This window comes from Paenibacillus sp. NFR01 (assembly GCF_900111565.1).
GTDB lineage: Bacteria > Bacillota > Bacilli > Paenibacillales > Paenibacillaceae > Paenibacillus_AQ.
Window position 1 is genome coordinate 334,352 of the sequence record NZ_FOIK01000003.1, and the last position, 19,151, is coordinate 353,502.

At 57.1% G+C, this 19,151-nt stretch carries 16 protein-coding genes; 8 read left to right on the forward strand and 8 right to left on the reverse strand.

Going from position 1 to position 19,151, the window contains the following annotated elements:
• Window positions 1–50: 50 nt before the first annotated feature.
• Together BMW84_RS16365 and BMW84_RS16370 are read right to left on the reverse strand one after the other, a co-directional pair.
• Window positions 51–599, reverse strand: coding sequence for a GNAT family N-acetyltransferase (locus BMW84_RS16365; RefSeq protein ID WP_091070257.1), 549 nt, complete (start codon window positions 597–599; stop codon window positions 51–53).
• 24 nt (window positions 600–623) lie between these two features.
• The gene (locus BMW84_RS16370; protein WP_091070259.1) at window positions 624–872 is read right to left on the reverse strand and encodes a DUF2164 domain-containing protein; all 249 of its coding nucleotides are present in this window, start codon (window positions 870–872) and stop codon (window positions 624–626) included.
• 201 nt (window positions 873–1,073) lie between these two features.
• Between BMW84_RS16370 and BMW84_RS16375 the strand changes: the two genes are divergently transcribed.
• Window positions 1,074–2,774, forward strand: coding sequence for a glutamine--tRNA ligase/YqeY domain fusion protein (locus BMW84_RS16375; protein ID WP_091070261.1), 1,701 nt, complete (start codon window positions 1,074–1,076; stop codon window positions 2,772–2,774).
• Between the two features lie 100 nt (window positions 2,775–2,874).
• Here BMW84_RS16375 and BMW84_RS16380 read toward each other — a convergent pair whose 3' ends face one another.
• Window positions 2,875–4,179: an MFS transporter gene (locus tag BMW84_RS16380; RefSeq protein ID WP_254773021.1), complete on the reverse strand. Its 1,305-nt coding sequence runs from the start codon at window positions 4,177–4,179 to the stop codon at window positions 2,875–2,877.
• Between the two features lie 155 nt (window positions 4,180–4,334).
• On the opposite strand from BMW84_RS16380, the gene BMW84_RS16385 reads away from it, so the two are divergent.
• Window positions 4,335–5,009: a response regulator transcription factor gene (locus BMW84_RS16385; RefSeq protein ID WP_091070265.1), complete on the forward strand. Its 675-nt coding sequence runs from the start codon at window positions 4,335–4,337 to the stop codon at window positions 5,007–5,009.
• Window positions 5,006–6,049, forward strand: a complete 1,044-nt coding sequence (locus BMW84_RS16390; RefSeq protein WP_175498839.1) for a sensor histidine kinase — start codon at window positions 5,006–5,008, stop codon at window positions 6,047–6,049. Before BMW84_RS16385 ends, BMW84_RS16390 begins: the two co-directional genes overlap by 4 nt.
• Window positions 6,050–6,077: 28 nt before the next feature.
• Here BMW84_RS16390 and BMW84_RS16395 read toward each other — a convergent pair whose 3' ends face one another.
• Window positions 6,078–7,565: an aminotransferase-like domain-containing protein gene (locus BMW84_RS16395; RefSeq protein WP_254773022.1), complete on the reverse strand. Its 1,488-nt coding sequence runs from the start codon at window positions 7,563–7,565 to the stop codon at window positions 6,078–6,080.
• Between the two features lie 212 nt (window positions 7,566–7,777).
• Between BMW84_RS16395 and BMW84_RS16400 the strand changes: the two genes are divergently transcribed.
• Together BMW84_RS16400 and BMW84_RS24860 are read left to right on the forward strand one after the other, a co-directional pair.
• A complete protein-coding gene (locus BMW84_RS16400) occupies window positions 7,778–8,392 on the forward strand; it encodes a LysE/ArgO family amino acid transporter (RefSeq protein WP_091070267.1) in 615 nt (204 codons plus the stop codon).
• Window positions 8,374–8,535, forward strand: a complete 162-nt coding sequence (locus BMW84_RS24860; RefSeq protein WP_175498840.1) for a hypothetical protein — start codon at window positions 8,374–8,376, stop codon at window positions 8,533–8,535. The genes BMW84_RS16400 and BMW84_RS24860 overlap by 19 nt, the downstream gene beginning before the upstream one ends.
• Window positions 8,536–8,550: 15 nt before the next feature.
• On the opposite strand, the gene moaA is transcribed toward BMW84_RS24860, so the two are convergent.
• The gene (moaA, locus tag BMW84_RS16405; RefSeq protein ID WP_091070269.1) at window positions 8,551–9,555 is read right to left on the reverse strand and encodes a GTP 3',8-cyclase MoaA; all 1,005 of its coding nucleotides are present in this window, start codon (window positions 9,553–9,555) and stop codon (window positions 8,551–8,553) included.
• 265 nt (window positions 9,556–9,820) lie between these two features.
• Here moaA and BMW84_RS16410 point away from each other — a divergent pair, with 265 nt between their 5' ends.
• Window positions 9,821–10,516, forward strand: a complete 696-nt coding sequence (locus BMW84_RS16410) for a TorD/DmsD family molecular chaperone (protein WP_175498841.1) — start codon at window positions 9,821–9,823, stop codon at window positions 10,514–10,516.
• 50 nt (window positions 10,517–10,566) lie between these two features.
• Window positions 10,567–10,887: a DUF3784 domain-containing protein gene (locus tag BMW84_RS16415; RefSeq protein WP_217646136.1), complete on the forward strand. Its 321-nt coding sequence runs from the start codon at window positions 10,567–10,569 to the stop codon at window positions 10,885–10,887.
• Between the two features lie 704 nt (window positions 10,888–11,591).
• On the opposite strand, the gene BMW84_RS16420 is transcribed toward BMW84_RS16415, so the two are convergent.
• Together BMW84_RS16420 and BMW84_RS16425 are read right to left on the reverse strand one after the other, a co-directional pair.
• A complete protein-coding gene (locus tag BMW84_RS16420) occupies window positions 11,592–14,786 on the reverse strand; it encodes an efflux RND transporter permease subunit (protein ID WP_091070272.1) in 3,195 nt (1,064 codons plus the stop codon).
• Window positions 14,787–14,897: 111 nt separating this feature from the next.
• Window positions 14,898–15,803 (reverse strand): TetR/AcrR family transcriptional regulator, encoded by a 906-nt coding sequence (locus BMW84_RS16425; protein ID WP_091070273.1) that lies wholly within the window; start codon window positions 15,801–15,803, stop codon window positions 14,898–14,900.
• 229 nt (window positions 15,804–16,032) lie between these two features.
• Here BMW84_RS16425 and cls point away from each other — a divergent pair, with 229 nt between their 5' ends.
• A complete protein-coding gene (gene cls / locus BMW84_RS16430; RefSeq protein WP_091070274.1) occupies window positions 16,033–17,541 on the forward strand; it encodes a cardiolipin synthase in 1,509 nt (502 codons plus the stop codon).
• Window positions 17,542–17,606: 65 nt separating this feature from the next.
• On the opposite strand, the gene BMW84_RS16435 is transcribed toward cls, so the two are convergent.
• Entirely contained in the window at window positions 17,607–19,052 is a 1,446-nt protein-coding gene (locus BMW84_RS16435) for a phospholipase D family protein (RefSeq protein WP_091070275.1), read from the reverse strand.
• Between the last annotated feature and the right edge of the window lie 99 nt (window positions 19,053–19,151).

Below are 19,151 nucleotides of genomic sequence, written 5' to 3' on the forward strand. Positions count from 1 at the left end.
TGAATGACCGCCGGGGATGTTTTTGTGTTGTGAACCGGAGCTGCCGTTAGCTAACTAAGCCGCTTCCATTCGCTGCGCAGCAGCCCGTAGACGGCGTGGTTGACGTAGCCGCCGGGCAGTTTTTCCGCCTGCCGGATTACGCCCTCGAAGATAAAGCCGAGCCGCTCGGGAATCGCCCGGCTGGCCTGGTTGCCCGTGGCAGAGCGGATTTCGACGCGGTTCAGCTCCAGCTCCAGCAGCGCGTAATCGACGAAGGCGCGGCAGGCGCTGGTCATATAACCCTGGCCCTCGTAGCCTTCGCCGAGCCAGTAGCCGATGCCCACCGAGCGGTTATGCCAGTCGATCTCGTGAAAGCCGATGACGCCGGCGAACGCCTCCTTGACCCAAAGTCCGGCGCTGAAGCCGCCGTTCTCGCTGCCCTGCTTGGCGGCTCCGCGGATATAGGTCGCCATCTGCGCCTCTTCCCGCACGCCGTCCACCCAGGGCAGCCATTTGCGCAGCCGGGTACGCGAACGCTCCACCAGGGCGAACATCGGCCGGGCATGCTCCGGCATCAGCAGCTTGAGCGTTAACTCATCATCAATGACATAATTGAACATTTCGCCGCCACCTTCCGGGCTGACTCAGCGTTTCGTTTTCCATTCCAGCGCGTAAATGTCTTCCTCCAGCGATTGCATGCGCTGCGCGGCAAGCGTACGGCAGTCGGACAGCGCCGCATTGTAAACGGCCGGGCCCAGCTCCTGCAGGAAAAACTCCAGCAGATTGTCGGCGGCCAGGTGGCCGAGCTCTTCGCCCCGTTCCATGTCGAAATAAGTGCGGATATGCTCGATCATCAATTCGCGCTGCTCTCTGGGCAGCTTAAGCGGTTTCAAAGGAAGCTCCCTCCTTGGATGCTTTTTCGATAAAACGATGTATCCCCATGCTACTCCATCGCCCGGAAGGAAGTCAAAAACCTTTTACGCTGCGGACGGTGCCGCTGATTTCATTGAACATTATCCGCCGAACGGGTATATTAGTAGGAAACATGTTCATAACAAGGCAGTAGCTATTACAGAACGAAAGGTTGATTACACGTGGAGAATCGCGGTACCCCCTCCAATTTCATTAAAAATATCATTACCGAAGACCTCCGATCCGGAAAAGTCAAGGAAGTGATCACCCGCTTTCCGCCGGAGCCGAACGGTTATTTACATATCGGACATGCCAAGGCGATCTGGATCAATTTCACGCTGGCCGATGAATTCGGCGGCCGGACGCATATGCGGTTTGACGACACCAACCCGGTGAAGGAAGACCTCGAATACGTCAATTCGATTCAGGAAGACGTGAAGTGGCTGGGCTACGAATGGGAAGAGCTGCGCTTCGCCTCCGATTACTTCGGCGAGATGTACGAGCGGGCCGAGCTGCTGATCCAAAAAGGCAAAGCGTACGTGGATGATCTCAGCGCCGATCAGATCCGCGAGCTCCGCGGCACGCTGACCGAGCCGGGGCAGGACAGCCCGTTCCGGAGCCGCAGCATCGAAGAGAACCTGGACCTGTTCCGCCGCATGCGGGCGGGCGAGTTCAAGGATGGCGAGAAAGTGCTCCGGGCCAAAATCGATATGGCCTCGCCGAACATCAACCTGCGCGATCCGGTCATTTACCGCATTACGCATTCCCATCATCACAACACCGGCGACGCCTGGTGCATCTACCCGATGTACACCTACGCGCATCCGCTGGAGGACGCCATTGAAGGCATCACCCACTCGCTCTGCTCGCTGGAGTTCGAGGATCAACGCCCGTTCTATGACTGGGTAGTGGCTGAATGCGAAATGCCGGCTTCGCCGCATCAATACGAATTCGGCCGCCTGAACCTGGCGCAGACCGTCACCAGCAAGCGGAAGCTGAAGCTGCTCGTGGACGAAGGCCATGTCGACGGCTGGGACGATCCGCGCATGCCGACCATTTCCGGGCTGCGCCGCCGCGGCTATACGCCGGAAGCGATCCGCAATTTCGTATTCGAGACCGGCATCTCCAAAAGCCAGGGCCTCGTCGATCTGCAAATGCTGGAGCATTTCATCCGCGAAGACCTCAAGCTGACCGTACCGCGGACCATGGCCGTACTGCGGCCGCTCAAGGTGGTCATCACCAACTATCCGGAGGGTCAAACCGAATGGCTGGAAGCGGAGAATAACTCCGAGAACGAAGAGATGGGCAGCCGGCAAATTCCATTCTCGCGGGAGATTTACATTGAACGCGACGACTTTATGGAGAATCCGCCGAGCAAATATTTCCGCCTGTTCCCGGGCAATGAAGTGCGCCTGAAGCATGCCTACTTCATTAAGTGCAACGAAGTGATCAAGGATGAGAACGGCGAAGTGGTTGAATTGCACTGCACCTACGATCCGGAGACGAAAAGCGGCAGCGGCTTCACCGGCCGCAAAGTCAAAGGAACGCTGCATTGGGTGGATGCGGGACAAGCCGCGCCGGCCGAGTTCCGTCTGTACGAACCGCTGATCGCCGAAGAGGCGGCGGAAACCGATGGCGAAGTCGAAGGCCTGGAGGCCGCCGATAAACCGGAGCCGACCTTCCTGGATCAGCTGAATCCGAAATCGCTGGAGATTCTGCACGGCTTTGTCGAGCCGGGGCTGAAGGACAGCGTGCCGCAGGATAAATATCAATTCTTCCGTCACGGGTACTTTAACGTGGACAGCAAATATTCGGAGCCGGGCAAGCCGGTCTTCAATCTGGTCGTTTCGCTGAAAAGCTCGTATCAGCCGGCCAAGGGCTGAGGGGCGCATCGGATCCTTTTTTGATCATGAAAAAGCAGGCTTGGACATTCACCGCGAATGGTCCAAGCCTGCTTTTGCGTTAAAACAATAGAAGTATGTGTTATTGCCGGGCAGCCGAGATGTCCTCCAGCTCTTCTTCCTGCGCAGCCGGCGGCCGGTAGCCGCCGCTTCCGGCGAACAGCCACATGCCGCCGAAGCCGAGCGTTCCGATCAGCGTCAGAAACACCGCGGACTGGTACATCGTCTGTACGCCCAGGTTCTTATACAGCCAGCCGCCGAGCACGCCGCCGAGAATGCCGGCGACGCCGCTCCAGGCAAGGGCATACAGCGCTTGTCCGGAAGAGCGCAGCGGACGCGCCACGAGCAGCATAGTCAGCTGGGTGCCGACATAGAAGAAACCGCCGAACGTAATGCAGTGCAGCACCTGGATGAACGCCACCTGCAGCGGCGTCGTGGCATCGGCCATCAGCCACCAGCGCAGCACGAACAAGAGGCTGACCAGCGTCAGGCAGGCGAGCATGACCGGAATGCGCTTGCGCAGCAGTTTGTCGAACAGCAGCAGTACCCCAAACTCCAGGATGGAGGAGAGGAAGACGGCCAGGCCGACCATTGTTTTGCTTCCGCCGAGCTCCGTAATGTACAGCGGCACAAAAATGCCGTTCATGGTATTCGGAATGGAGACGAGAATACCGAAGAAAATAAAACAGAGGAAAAACGGGTTGCTGATCGTTTTGCCAAGCCCTCTAAACGGCAGCGGTGCGCTGCCGATGATATTTTTCGGCCGGGGCAGGGATATCAGCATCACCATCGCCAGGCAGAGCAGGAGCGCAAAGAGGTAGGACAAGACTGAGACGCCCGCCCATTCGATGACGGGGCCGGCAAGGATCGCCGTGAAGGCCCAGCCCAGCGAGCCCCACAGACGGAAGGAACCGAAACGTTTGGGCGAGCTGTCGACGTAACTTAAGATCATGGTGTTGCTTTCGGCAAACAGCGGTCCCTGAAAGAAGTAAAAAAACAAAATGAAAATATACACCGATTCGTATGTATGAGCCTGAAAAATGAGTTGCGACAATACCAGCGTGCCGGTTAGCATCAGCAGGACAATCCGCCGGATATTTTGATAGCGGTCGGTCCAGATGCCCCAGAAGGGATTGGCGATCAGCGACACAAGCGCGCCTGCGGACATCACACTGCCGATTTCAAGCTTGTTCATGCCGACATCCTGCAGGTATAGTGGGAAGAAGCTGGTGAAGAGAACTACAGATCCATAGACAAAGAAGTTGAACCATTTCAGAAAGATGAACGAATGCTGATTATCAAGATTCTCCCGCAAACTGGGCACTCCTTCCCGCAAAAAGGCTTTACAAGGCAATGATTGCCTGAGAAAATGGGCCGCTTCTATCACTGTAACACTTGTTGAAAAGGGATACAAACCATCTTTTGAAGGGATTGACAAATCAATGGTAAAAGCGTTCGTTTAACTTCAGTTTAAATAGCGCTGGTATGTTGAAGCAACGATATATCCCTGCATCGGCTGCAGGGCAAGGGGGTTCGTGAACCATGACAAGCATTCTCGTCGCAGACGATGATCCGCATATCCGGGAATTGGTCGAGCATTTTTTGAAGGCGGAAGGGATGAATGTCTACGGCGCAGGCGACGGAGAAGCGGCGCTGGAGCTTTTGGCCGGCAACGGCATCGATTTGGCCGTCATCGACATTATGATGCCCAAAATGGACGGTTGGGAGTTATGCCGCCGGCTGCGTGAACAATATGATTTGCCGATCCTGATGCTGACGGCGAAGGGCGAGACCTCGCAGATTGTCAAAGGCTTTGAGCTGGGGACCGACGATTATCTCGTCAAGCCGTTCGAACCGCCGGTACTGATTGCCCGGGTAAAAGCACTGCTCAAGCGGTATCAGATTTCGGCTGCGCAAAGCGTGTCCGTCGGCAAGCTGCGGATGAACCGCAAAACGTATGAAATTTTTTCGGAGTTCGGGGAGACGACCCTGCCGCTCAAGGAATACGAGCTTCTGTTCAAGCTTGCCAGCTATCCGGGCCAGACGTTGACGCGTGACCGCCTGATCGAAGAGATCTGGGGGTTTGATTTCGAGGGCAATGAACGAACGCTCGATGTCCACATCGGCCGGCTGCGCGAGCGTTTCCCTTCGGAGCAATACGGCTTCGCCATCCGCACGATCCGCGGTCTCGGCTACCGGCTGGAGATCATGGCATGATCAAAAAGATATGGCAGTATATCAAAGCCGTGTTTGGGATCCTCGTGTTTATTACGGGATTTTTTATTTCCTGGAATGGCGCGTTTTTCGGTTATGGCTGGCTGAGCCGGCATTTCCATTGGAATTTTTCCTCCTATTACGAACACCTGATGATCATGGGGCTGCAATTCTTCCTGCTTGTTCTGATGGCCGGTTCCATCGGGATGGCAACGAAGGGCAAGCAGCGTTCCTTTTACCGTCCGATTATCAATGCGATCCGGCAAATCGCCAAAGGTGATTTCTCCGTGGAACTGGATGGCGGACGGTATGGCCAATTCGAAGAAATCGTAGTGGGCATCAATGAGATGGCCAGCGAGCTGAACCGGATGGAGACGATGCGGCAGGATTTTATCTCCAATGTGTCGCATGAGATCCAGTCGCCGCTGACCTCGATCCGCGGGTTTGCGCGCGCGCTTCAGGATGAAGGGCTTGATGAGGCGAGCAGACGCCATTACCTGGAGATTATCGAAGCCGAAAGCGGCCGTCTGTCGGGGTTAAGCGATAACCTCCTGAAGCTGTCGGCGCTGGAGTCGGAGAGCTTTCCGTTCGAGAAAAAGCCATACCGGCTCGACAAGCAACTGCGCGACATGATCTTGGCCTGCGAGCCGCAGTGGCTGGGGAAAGACATCGAGGTGGAGGCGGAACTGCCGGACGTAACGTATACGGGCGTGCAGGACTTGCTGAGCCAGGTGTGGACCAACCTCCTGCACAACAGCATCAAGTTTACCCCGGACGGCGGTAAAATCTGCATTCTGCTGAAGCCGGCCGAAGCTAAGGTAGAGGTATCGGTCAAGGACAGCGGCATCGGAATTTCGGAGGAGGATCTCCCGCGCATTTTCGAACGGTTCTATAAAGCCGACAAGGCCCGGACCGCCAGCGGGGGCGGCAGCGGACTCGGGCTGTCCCTCGTCAAAAAAATCGTTGAGCTGCACGGCGGCACCGTGCAGGCGGTGAGCCAGCCGGGCGAAGGCACGAATATCACCGTAACGCTGCCCCTTTGAGCTAATCGGATTAAGTTTGGTTCTGCCGCTAAGACTCCGTAAGGAGTCTTTTTGCCGTTGCGGCCAAAGCGGCCAGTCCCTGTTCCAGCTCCGCGCCGGAGGCATAGGCGAACGACAGGCGGATCCGGCTGCTGTCGCCGCGGTCATACAACTGGCCGGGATGAAGCAGCACGCCCGCTTCGAGCGCGGCGTCGAACAGCCGGAGCGCGGACAGGGGCTGATGGAACCGCAGCCAGATGTAGAAGCCGCCGGCGGGGACGCTCCAGTCGGCGATGGACGCGAAGTGGCGGTCCAGCAGCGCCAGCGCGTGATCCCGCCGGCTGCGCAAAGCGCTTCGCAGCCCGGCGAGATGTTCGCCGTGCGCGCTGGAGTTCAGCCAGCGGGCGGCCAGCAGCTGCGACAAGGAGCTTGCGCCGTAGTCGGTCTGCATCTTGATGTCGGCCAGCCGGGAGATCACCGGCTTCGGCCCGGCGATCCAGCCGATGCGCAGCCCCGGGCTGACGGTTTTGGAGAGCGTGCCCAGATGCAGCACGCGCCCTTCGGTGTCGAGCGCCATCAGGGGCGGCGGAGGCGGCGCATCTAGCCACAGCTCCTGATAAGCGCCATCCTCCAACACGGGCAGGCGGAAGCGGGAAGCGAGTGCCATCAGCTCGCGCCGCCGCCCGGCGGACATTACGGCGCCCGTCGGATTGTGGAAGCTCGGGATGGTGTAGAGCGCCGCGCCGGGATGGCGCGCCGCTTCGGCCTGCAGGTGGCGGATGCTGAGCCCGTCCTCATCCAGGGGCAGGCCGGAGAATTTGATTCCCGCCGATTGAAAGGCGTGAATCGAGTAGAGGTAGGAGGGCTTCTCCAGCAGCAGCGTCGAGCCGCGCGGCAGCAGGCCGAGCGCAATCAGCTGCAGCCCCTGCAGCGCTCCTGAAGTAATGAGCACGGAATCTGCGTCCGCCTGGATTCCGCTTGCGCTCAGCTCGGCGCTGACCGCCTCGCGCAGCGCCGGGGCGCCGAGCGGCTCCTCGTAGGAGAGCGGCAGGCGCGGCGACTGCGCCAGCTCGGCAAGCATCCGGCGAAGAAGGGCATCCGGCAGCAGGTCCGGATGCAGCTCGCCCGTGCCGAGGCGGATCAACCGGCGGTCAAACTCCAGCCGGTTGATCGCCTGAACGGCCGGCAAATTCGGATAATGTGTCCCTTCCTCCACATAATCGTTCCAGCCGCCGGCCGAAGGGCCCGCGGCAACGCGCGTTCCGCCGCCGCGGTTGGTCTCGATCAGCCCGCGCTCCGCCAGCAGGCCGAGCGCGGCCGCCACCGTGCTCCGGTCGACCCGGAGCCTGCGGCTGAGCTCGCGCTGCGAAGGCAGGCGCATGCCTGCGGGCCATGCGCCCCCGCCGATCCGCTCCAGCATGTATTCAAGGATTTGTCCTTGAAGCGGAAGCGGCGCGGAGGGGTCGGGCTGCCAGCCGTCCGGCGGCGGGACGGCCGTTTTTTTTGGGCGTGAAGGGCTGTGTGAATCTGGGGGCACCTTTGAACTCTCCTTTCATACAAGCTGAATTATTACGCAGTATATCATGACCGGAAGGCGGGTGGTAATTTGGCTGGTATGCGAGAGCGCATTTGGCTGGTTACGAAAAGGACGAAGCCCGTTATGCTGGTACGGATGAAAAGGGCTCGCTGCCGTATGCATGTACATACGGCGGAGTTTGCAGGGCTGATGCTAAAGGGGAGTCGTGAAAGATGACAGAAGCAATACTGCACGGGATCGTATTGGCCTTCGGCCTGATTTTACCGCTGGGGGTCCAGAATATTTTTGTCTTTAATCAGGGGGCGGCCGGGCAGAAGTTTCGGCAATGGCTGCCTGTCGTGGTGACGGCGGCGCTGTGCGATACGCTGCTGATCAGCATCGCGGTCGGGGGGATTTCGCTGGTACTGCTGTCTTCGGTCTGGCTGGTGCGGATAATATATGGCGGCGGCATTGTGTTTTTGGCAGTTATGGGCTGGAAAATCTGGGGTGCGGTTCCTGCGGAGGAGCAAACGGCGGAGCTGTCCGTCCGCCGTCAGATCGCCTTTGCGCTCTCCGTCTCGCTGCTCAATCCGCATGCCATTATGGATACGGTGGGGGTTATCGGGGTGAATTCCCTGCAGTATGCCGGCAGCAACCGCTGGCTGTTCGCCGCCGCCGCCGCCGCGGTGTCATGGGTATGGTTTTTCGCTTTGGCTTGTACCGGAAGACTGCTCGGAAGGGCGGACCCCTCCGGCGTCATCATCCGGCTGCTGAATAAAGCGTCGGCGCTGCTGATCTGGGGCGTTGCCGTTTATATGGCGGTTCAGCTTTGGCAGGAGCTGCGCTGAATGCCGTATGGTTGAATCTCGCTTGGCTGAACAGCGTCCTGTTGAATGCGGTGCGGCTGAATCCGGCATGGCCGAACAGCGTCCTGCCGAATATCGCTTTCGCAATTCGGATCCATGGACGCATCCGGCTGAAGCCGGCTTGATCCATCGTGCGCCGCCTAACCGCCGATCTGCGACATCCGCCGTGCCGTCGGCGTATGGCTTTGCGCTTTTTTCTCCAGCGCCAGCGCCATTTCATGGTTATGCGGCTTATTGCCGAGCGCCTGGCGGAACATGGCGCGAACCGCATCCGGATCGCCGGTCAGCGGCCGCACGTCATATTCGTCCTGCCAATACAGGCAGGCTTTGATATGCCCGTCGGCCGTCAGCCGCAGCCGGTTGCAGTTGTCGCAGAAATGCTCGCTGACGGGATGGATCAGCCCGAAGGTGCCTTCGGCGCCGACGATCCGGCGGTTTTGCGAAGGGCCTCCCCCTGCCGTCAGAGCGGCTTCTTCCGTCGTCCACCCGGCCTCGTGGCAGGCGGAAACCACCGTTTCGAGCGGCAGGTAAGTTTGCCGCCAGCTATCGCTGGCACTGCCGATCGGCATATATTCGATAAACCGCACATGCAGCGGCTGGTTCAAGGTCAAACCGATAAAATCCCTGATCTCGTCATCGTTGATGCCTTTCATCAGGACGACGTTCAACTTGATCGGCGCCAGTCCGGCCGCTGCTGCGGCTTCAATGCCTTTCAGCACCTTGGATACTTCGCCGCCGCGCGTAATTTGCGCGAAACGTTCCTGCCGCAGTGAATCCAGGCTAATATTTACCCGCGACAGTCCGGCCCGCTTCAGGCTCTCGGCTTTGCCGGGAAGCAGCAGGCCGTTGGTTGTCAGGGATAAGTCTTCAATGCCGGGAATCTCGGCAAGCATAGCCACGAGCTTCTCGAGGTCCTTGCGGACCAGCGGTTCCCCTCCGGTCAGCCGGACTTTCCGCAAGCCTGCCGGGGCCAACGCCCCGACAACGGCGGCAATTTCCTCGAAGGACATGATTTCGTCCTGGGGTTGGAATTGCATGCCTTCCGCAGGCATACAATAGATGCATCTCAGGTTGCAGCGGTCTGTCACCGAAATGCGGATATAATCATGGATGCGTCCGAAAGGGTCCGTTAACGGCTCCATCACGCGGCCTCCTCTTCGTATGGATATATAGTTCAAATTTTAATAATTACTGCAGCCGCCGTCAATTCGCTTTTACGGCTTGCAGGCTTCCAAGCGGCGGCAACCTCCATGATAGGCGATCCATGCCCGTAAGCTGATCCTAATTATGACAGAACTGCGACAATTCCGGGGAATGGTCAAAGAATGCTCACTGAAAGCGCTTAACAAGTCCGATATAATGAAAGTGCAGATAATTCGACGTAATTCTTTCGTTAGGAGGATACGCAAGATGACTATAACGCAAATGTCGTCCGTTGTCATGCCGGAGGAAGTTCAGCGCTGGCTCGAAAATCGGGGATTCATATATCAAATGTTGGGTGATTTTTATGGAAGGGTGCCGGCTCTGTCGCGGGTAGCGCAATGGCGCAGCGACCGTCAAATGGCGAATGCGGCAGAACTGACGGAGGGCGGCCGGGCGCTAAAACGTTACTTGAGCGACTGCGACCCTTCGGAGCTTCCGGCTTTGTGCGAAGCCGAGAGCGAAGAGTACAAGCGGCTGATGGGTGAGTTGAACCGGCTGAAGTCCGGACCGCGCGAAGCGGCGCAGCTTGGCCGGGAAGCGGCATTTTGCAACGTGATTTCCGATGTCTACGCGTCGGCGGGAATCGTGTTCAAGAAATGCGGCGGCGAAGCGGACGATCATATCGCAATCGAGCTTGAATTCATGGCCGTGATGCATGACCGGATGCTCTACAACAGCTTTTCGGCGCGCAATGCCATGGAACTGCTCGAGATTCAGGAGAGATTCCTTGAGGAGCATTTGATCAAATGGGTTCCGCTGTTTTGCAAGCGCCTGAATGAGGCGACTTCCAGTCCGCTTTATCTGGCGCTCAGCCGGATGGTGGAAGAGTTCCTTCCGAACGACCTGAACATGCTTCGGGCCTGGAAGGGTTCGATTGAGGGAAGCGCGGCAGCGACGGTCTAGAGACCGGTTTATCGTGACAGGATTACAACGGGCAGGAGGCAGTGGCAGCAATGGCAGCGTTCATTATACTCGGTATGCTGGGGCTGATCTTCCTGGTTCTCGGCATTGTATTCTATCGGGGCAAAGGTGCCATTCTGATCGCCGGCTTCAACACGCTGCCCAAGGAAGAGCAGGATAAATACGATGTTCCCGCCTTGTGCAGGCTGATGGGGAACCTGATGTTCGTGACCTGCTTTTGCGTGCTGCTGATCGGTCTGAGCGCTGTGCTGGAAACGCAGTGGGTGACTTTTTTGGCCATTGCTATTCTGCTGGTTGCGACTCTTGGGGGCGTGATTTATGCCAACACCGGCAACCGATTCCGCAAAAATTAAATGTATCCGGCGTCCGCCAGGTTAAATACAATGTTATCCTGCTTCGGTAGAAGCGGGATATTTTTTTTGTACCGTGTAAAAGTGTCCTGCTCCATTTCGCGCAATAACTTGCCGCATGACCGACACTTGCTCAACTTACGTCATAACTACCCGCTGCATTGCGACCTTTGTTCAACTTAGAAAATCACCCGCCGCATCACCAAGCCTAGTCCTAAGTGGGCAAGAGGCTCTCACGCTCCCCGCAACATCCTCATCTCCGACAACCTTACGGACCTGAGAGGCGTTATTTACAAAAAACCAGGATATTTCCCAAAACAACGGACATGAGCGCCGCTATTTTGGCCAAAACATTTAAAATCGCCTCCCAATCGAAACAATAGCGGCTCTGGTGTCCGTTATGGGCATAAATAACACATATTTCTCTAAATAGCGGCTCTGGTGTCCGTTACCATAAGTCCGACGGCGGCCCCAACTCCCTACCTGACTTCGAGCCCAACGTCAGCGCCCAACTCCCCACCTAACTTCGAGTCCGATGCCAACCGTGTCTGATTCGATCCACGAGTCCGATCCGAGGCCATCCACGAGCCCATTCATCGTTGGGAGTATCTTCGCCATCAAAAAAACCGCTCCACCCGCGGCTGGACTCATGATCCATGTTCGCGAATGAAGCGGTTTTGTGCAGCTATGAGATTAGCGTGCAATAATTATTCTTCCACCCGTTTGCGGCGGAATTTCATCAGGAATTCGTACACGACCGGCACTACGACCAGCGTCAGCAGCGTTGAGCTGACCAGGCCGCCGATAACGGTCACGCCGAGGCCTTTGGAGATGATGCCCGCGCTGTTTTCCAGCCCGGTGACGAGCGGCAGCAGCGCGCCGATCGTCGCCAGCGCCGTCATCAGAATCGGACGGAGACGGGTAGCCCCGGCCTCCAGAAGCGCCTGGCGTGTGGACATGCCTTCGTTCTCCTTGTGAATAACACGGTCGATGAGGACGATGGCGTTCGTGACGACAATCCCGATCAGCATCAGCGCGCCCATCAGCGCGGAGACGTTCAGCGTTTCGCCGGCCAGCAGCAGCGCAACCAGCGCGCCGATGACGGTAAACGGCAGGGAGAACAGGATGGCGAACGGTGCCAGGCCGCCGCCGAAAGTGACCACCAGCACGAAGTAGACGATGGCGATCGCGGCCAGCATGGCGATGCCGAGCTGTCCGAAGGTTTCATTGATTTGCTCGGTGACGCCGCCGAAGGATACGGTCACGCCGTCCGGCAGATCCAGCGAGTCGACCTTATCCTTCACGCTGTTCGATGCGCTGTTGACGTCGCTGGCCAAAATATCAGCGGTGACGTCTACTTTCATTTTTCCGTCTTCACGCGTGATGGTATCCGGCGACGTTCCGGACTCAACGGTCGCAACCTGCCCGATCGGCACCGAAATGCCAAGAGGCGAAGTCAGCGTTGCATTCTCCATCTCCGTGATGCTGGAGTAAGTGTCTTTGTCGGTTTCAATGTATACCTTATAGTTTTTGCCGTCGACATCGACCTCGGTCAGAACCGGGCGGGTGCTGACCGGAGCCAGCTTCATCGCGATTTGCCCGGCGGTCAGTCCGAGCGAGCTAAGCTTTGCCTGATCCGCGACGATGGTGTATTGGTCATAGGCTTTGGTCAGGCTTGTTTCCCCGTCCTTGAAGTTTTTGCTGTCCGACTGAACAAAGCCGAGGATTTGGTCGGCCACCGGTTTGATCTGATCCAGCGTATCGCCGAACACGCTGACGGTCAACGTATTGCCGCCAAGGCCGCCGCTCGACATGCCGGACATATCGCCCCACTCGCCGTTCGGCGCTTCTTTGGCCAGGTTTTCGATCAGTTTTTCCTTTACATCCTCAAAGTTCGGGGTATCGCTGTCGTACGTGATATAGAACAGTCCCGAGTTGCCGGAGCCCATGCCGAACGGGCCGCTGCCGCCGATGGAATATTGCAGTTGGTCGAGATGCTCCTGGGCCAGAATGAATTTCTCGGCTTTGAGCGCCTGCTCTTTGATGTCGTCCAGCGTTTGTCCGGCCTTCGGCGAGAAGGTCAGGATGACGTTCTTCTCTTCCTGGGAAGGCATGAAGCTGACCCCGATCGGCTTGATCAGGAACAAACTGCCGACGAGCAGCAGGACGGCGACGCCGAAGGTCACCAGCTTATGGGATAGGCACCAGTTCAGAATCTTCTGGTAACCGCCGGCCATTTTGCCCGGTTTCTCGTCGTGGTCATGCCGTTTGCTGCTCTTCAGCCCGTTGCGGAAGAGCGAATGGGCCAGCGCCGGCACCAGCGTAATGGCGACAAGCAGCGAAGCGAGAAGGGAGAAGACCATGGTTAAGGCAAAAGGTAAAAACAGCTCGCCAACCATGCCGCTGACAAAAGCAAGCGGAAGGAATACCGCGATCGTGACGATCGTGGAGGACATGATTGGAATGAACATTTCGCGCGTTGCGGCGCTGATCAGTTCCCGGCCCTTCAGCTTTTCGCTGGAGAGCGACAGGCGGCGGTATATATTCTCGATAACGACGATGGAGTCGTCGACGACCCGCCCGATGGCGACGGTCATCGCGCCGAGCGTCATCATATTGAGCGTAATGTCCATCTGCTTCAGGCAGAGCATCGCGATCAGCAGCGAAAGCGGGATCGAGATAATGGAGATAATCGTCGAGCGGATGTTGCGGAGGAAGATCAGAATGATCAGCACCGCGAACAACGCACCGAATACAGCCTTGGACAGCATGGTGGAGACGGAATCCTCAATCGGCTTTCCTTGGTCGAACAGGTATTCCAAATCGATGGATTTATACTGCTGTTTCAGTTCCTCGGCTTTGTCTTTAACTTTGTTGACAACCTCTACAGTGTTGGCGTCGTTCCCCTTGACGATCTGGATACCGATGGACTCTTTGCCGTTGGTCCGCGAGATCGACTCCGATTTGCCGACCACCTCGATGGTCGCGACATCGCTGAGCTTCACGGTCGGAATGCCCGCGCCCAAGGCAGCGCCTGCCGCACCGGCATTGACCCCGGCACCAGCGGCAGCATCGCTGCCCGCACCGGCAGCGGCGCTTCCCGCGCCCGTTGGCGCGCCCGCGGCACCTGCACCAGCCGCGGCGCCTGCGGAAGGCATGGCCGGAATGCGCAGGTTCTCCAGATCCTCGACGGTCGTAATGTTGCCGTCGACTACGACAGCCTTTTGGGCGTCTTCCATTTCAAACAGGCCCAGCGGCACGCGCAGAGAGGAGCCTTGGACGATGCCTTTTACGGTATCCTCGGTCAATCCATACTGCTGAAGCTTCGCCTGATCGAATTTCAGGGAGACTTCCTTCACATATTGCCCGGAGATTTGCACGGAAGCCACGCCATCAATATCCTCCAGTTCCGGACGGATATCGTTTTCGGCAATGCGGGTCAGGCTCTCCAGATCCTCGCTGCCGTCCTTGCCTGCCAGGCTGAGGGAAATGACCGGAAGTGAGCTGAGGCTGAACCGGGTAATTTGCGGCTTTTGCGCACCGTCCGGCAAGGTGACGTCATTCAGCGCCTCGCGGATGGTGGCGGTAGCATTGTCGAGATTGGTGCCATAGTCGAACTCGATGGCAATGTTGGAGGCATTCTCCATGGAGGTGGAGGTGACCGCCTTCACGCCCTCAACGTTGCGGAGCTTCTGCTCCAGCGGTTTGCTGACATCGTTGACGACGCCCTCCGGAGCGGCCCCCGGGTAGACGGTCGTAATCGTCAGGAATGGAATGTTGATGTTCGGCAGGGTCTCCTGCTTCATCGACAATCCGCTGTACAGCCCGCCGAAGACGACGATAATCGTCAGCAGCCAGATGGCAAATTTGTTGCGCAGCGAAAAATTAATCAGGCTTTTCATTGCAGTTCTCTTCTTCTCCTCTCGGCTTTCCGGAAGGAAAGCTACAGTATGGTGCTTGCGGCTTCAGCCGCCTTATCTTTGTCCCTATACGCGCCAGCTGTCCCGTTCGTTTCAGAATAAATCGCAGGACGGGTGGCTGCTAAGGCCAATCTGCGCCTCCAGCTCCGGCAACTCTTGAGCCAGCAAGGAATTCTGCCGCAGCAGCAGCGTCAAGCCTTGCAGGATCGGCTTGCGGGGCTGCAGCGATAACAGCTCGTTCTCCAGTAGGTTGAGTGCCTCCAGCGCTTCTTCATGCTGCGGGCTTCCCGCGCCGGCAATCCGCAGGCGCATCTGCTTGATCAGTTGAATCGGATTATGCCGCGGAGCGCCGCCCCGCTGCTCTGTCCAGTTCTCGATCATCGCTGCGGGAATCAGCGGCTGCGGAGCGCGGGACATGAGTCCCTCGGCCGCGATATCCAGCATGTCCACGAGATGCCCGGCAAACCGGCTGATCGGAACAGGGAGATTGTGGGTAAAAATAACCCAGATGTACGAATGGATCATTCCCCGCGCAAACAGGCAAAGCTCGCCGGTGTAGGGCAGAATCTCTTCTCCGTACAGCGCCTCCAGCCGTCCGCGGGCCCAGCCCAGAATCGGTACTGTGCTCCGCTTCAGCCATTCCGGCATCTCGGTCCGGCCCTGGCTGGCCAATTCCTGAAATCCCCGCTGCAAAAATTCGCGCAGCTCATAGACATGCTGCAGGAGAATTTCGATCTGGCTGCGCAGCTTGTCCCGAGGCGGCTTTTCCGTCTCCCGTTCTTCCCGGAGCAAGGGGTCGCTGATCATTCGGAAGCAATATATATAAAGGCTGCGTTCCAGCTCTTCTTTGGATTTGAACACCAGATACAGGCTGCCCTTGGAAATCCCGCATAGCTCGGCGATGTCCTGCATGGAGGTGGAGGAAGAGCCTTTAACAGCAAACAGCTGCATGGCGGCCTTGATGATCTGTTCTTTTTTCTCATTGATTTTTTCCGTCAACTGTACATCCTCCCGACTTTCTGACTTGTTGGTTCTATAAATGACCGGAAAGTCAAAATCGATTATAATATACTTTCGGGAGACAATACAAATTCTGCGGGGAAAGTGGTTACAGTATTGTTGTAATTGCGGTTTTCGCGCCTTTTCCAGTAGGAAGAACCGGTTTCTTCCTGTAATATATAATTTGAAATTTTTCGTGTGAACTGGCGAAAGAAAAGGTAGGTTGTATATGAGAAGAGGAATGCAGGCTTTAGTTATTATCGGGGCATTGCTGGCCTTTTATTATTTCGGCTTCGGCGTCTTCGGCAAAACGGTCGGGACCATACTGAGTATTTTCTCCACGCTCGCCGTATTTTCCATCGGGCTGGGGATCTTCATGGAGAACCGCAACCCCTCGACGACCATGGCGTGGATTTTGCTGCTCGCGCTGATTCCGGTGCTGGGCCTCATTTTTTATTTCCTGTTTGGACAAAACGTGTTCAAGCGGCGCAAATACGACAAAAAGGCGGTCCGCGACCTGATGGCCTACGACCGGATCGAGAACGACGCGCTGCGTACGCACCAGGACTGGTCCATGTTTGACGCCTCCCGGCAAAAGCTGCTCGGCCTGTCGCAGCGGCTGGCCCGTACGCCGATCTCGTTCCATTCGGAAACCCGCATTCTGACGAACGGCGAAGAGACCTTTGGCACGCTGCTGCTCGAGCTGCGGAAGGCACAGCATCATATTCACATGGAATATTATATTTTTCGCGCAGACCATATCGGGACGCGTATTCAGCAGATCCTGATTGAAAAAGCACGTGCAGGCGTCACCGTGCGCTTCATGTACGATGCCGTAGGCAGCCTCGAGCTGTCCGGTGCGTTCCTAAAGGAGCTTAGAGATGCCGGCGTGCAGGTGGCGGCTTACGGCAAATCGGCGACCTTTTTCTCCAGCCGGGTCAATTACCGGAATCACCGCAAAATCGTCGTCATCGACGGGGATGTCGGCTTCCTCGGCGGTCTGAATGTCGGCGATGAATATTTAAGCCGCAGCAAGACATACGGCTTCTGGCGCGATACCCACATGCTGATCCGGGGCGAGGCGGTGCGGACGATGCAAATCATTTTTCTGCAGGACTGGATGCACACCACCGGAGAAAAAATACTGGAGCAGGACTATCTCTCGCCTCAGCTGCGTTTCACGACGGGCACAGGCGCAGTGCAGATTATTGCCAGCGGGCCGGACAACGAGCGGCGGGCGCTGAAAAACATCTTTTTCACTATGATTACCTCGGCGGAAAAATCGGTCTGGCTGGCCAGTCCTTATTTTATCCCGGATGAAGATATTCTGACGGCGCTGCGCGTAGCGGCATTGTCGGGGCTCGATGTGCGGCTCCTGTTCCCGGCTAAACCGGATAAATGGATCCCGTTCCTGGCGTCGCATTCGTATTTCCCGGCACTGCTGGAATCAGGCGTGAAGATCTATGAATATGAAAAAGGGTTCATCCATTCCAAGCTGCTCATTACGGACGGCGAAATCGCCACCATCGGCACCGCCAATATGGACATGCGCAGCTTCCACTTGAATTTCGAAGTCAATGCGCTGCTGCTGCAGACCGAAAGCGTCGCCCGGATCGTCTCCGATTTTGAGCGCGACCTGCTTTCGACCCGGCAAATCGTGCATGAGAATTTTATCAACAAACGGTTTATCGAGCGGCTGCTGGAATCGGCAGCCCGGCTGATGTCGCCGTTGCTATAGGAGTCCGACAATAACCGCCGGAAGAAGCGATTCAGGCTTCCCGGCGGTTATTTGTCTGCGTAGGCTTAAAACGTGGTGAAGCCCAGCCGGGTCTGCATCCGGAAAAGGATGTATTTCAGCCAGGTGACGTCACTCTGATACGCTCCGAGGGGCAGGCTGTACTCGGCGCCTTCATTGTTCCACAGCCGGTTGAAGTAGCCGGTCATCTCCGTATACAGCGGCTGATCCTGGGGAACAGATACCCACAGATTATTTTCCAGATTATAATCGTCCAGATTGCGGGTCGTGAAATTGGTTGAACCCCCCAGCACGATGGAGCTGCCGGAAGCTTTGGCGATAAACATCAGCTTGGTGTGATACTGCTCCTTGCCGGTGTTGTACCAGCGGATGGCGATTTTTCCGCCGGAGCGCTTGTTCAAGTTCATGGCCACTGGGCGGTTGGGGATACCGATTTTGTCGCGGCCGAAGGCGTTCTGGTTCGGATCGAGCAGCAGCCGGACCTCCGCGCCGCGCTTTGCTGCCTTGACCAGTTCACGGATGACGGCATCATCGGCCAGATAGAACATGCCCATCCAGACGGTATCGCCTGCTCCGGCACTGCGGATACCCTCCAGTGTATATTTGTAGATTTTCCCTTCGGTCAGATAGCGGATGTCCAGCGGTCCGTCTGCGTTCTGCTTAAACGCCGGCGTGCTGCTAAGCAGCGGACCGGCACCGGAGAGATCGGCCGCCGCCTGCTCGGTGCGCAGAATGTCGGCAATCACCGGACCTTGCACCTCCAGCGCAATGTTGGAATGATAGGCGCTAGGGTCATGCACATTGCCTGATGAAACAAGCGCTGTTTTTTCGCTGACGATCACCTTACGGTGGTTGGCCTTCACGTTCAACAGCTTTAAATAGGAGCGTGCCGTAATATCGGGTCCGCCGCTGGCCATCAGATTGGGAATCCAGCCGTTGCCGGACTGCCCGAACCACTGGATGAAGGTGCGCCATACTGCGGAGTAGGCGGGGGTTGAATCCCGGAGCTTGTCCGTATCGGTGATGATCACCTTAATGCCGGCAGCCTTCATCTCCTCCAGAAGAGGGTTGGGGGCGGAGCCGTAGTTGGTATTGACCTCATCGGTGATGAAAACAATGTCCATAGCCGGAAAGGCGGCTTTATGGCTAATAAGCTTGTCGGTAAGCCTGCGGCTGACTTTCGGGAACTGCTGGTCTTTATGGGTGTAATCATTGAACAGGAACAGATCGATAACAAGAAACTGTCTGGATTCTTCGATAATTTGCAGGATTCTCGGCAGAATTTCCTCTTCCCGTCCACCGTCTGCGCTGCCGTCCCGATAAGTCAGATCATGCCAGAAATGCACGTCATGAACCTTATACACCGGGCTTTCATAGGAAATCCCCGGCGGCAGCGGCTTGTGCGTCTGGTAGAGCATCACGCCGGCCAGCCAGATAAGGAGCAGCAGCGCGGCGGTTAAAAGAATATGGCGGGGTCGTCGATTTGAATGCATGAAAGAGTCCTCCTGAGTCTGCTCCGGGTATTGTAACTACCTATTACCGCCCCTGACGGACAAGTGAAGCAGCCTTATCCCAAGCCCGTACCTACATTT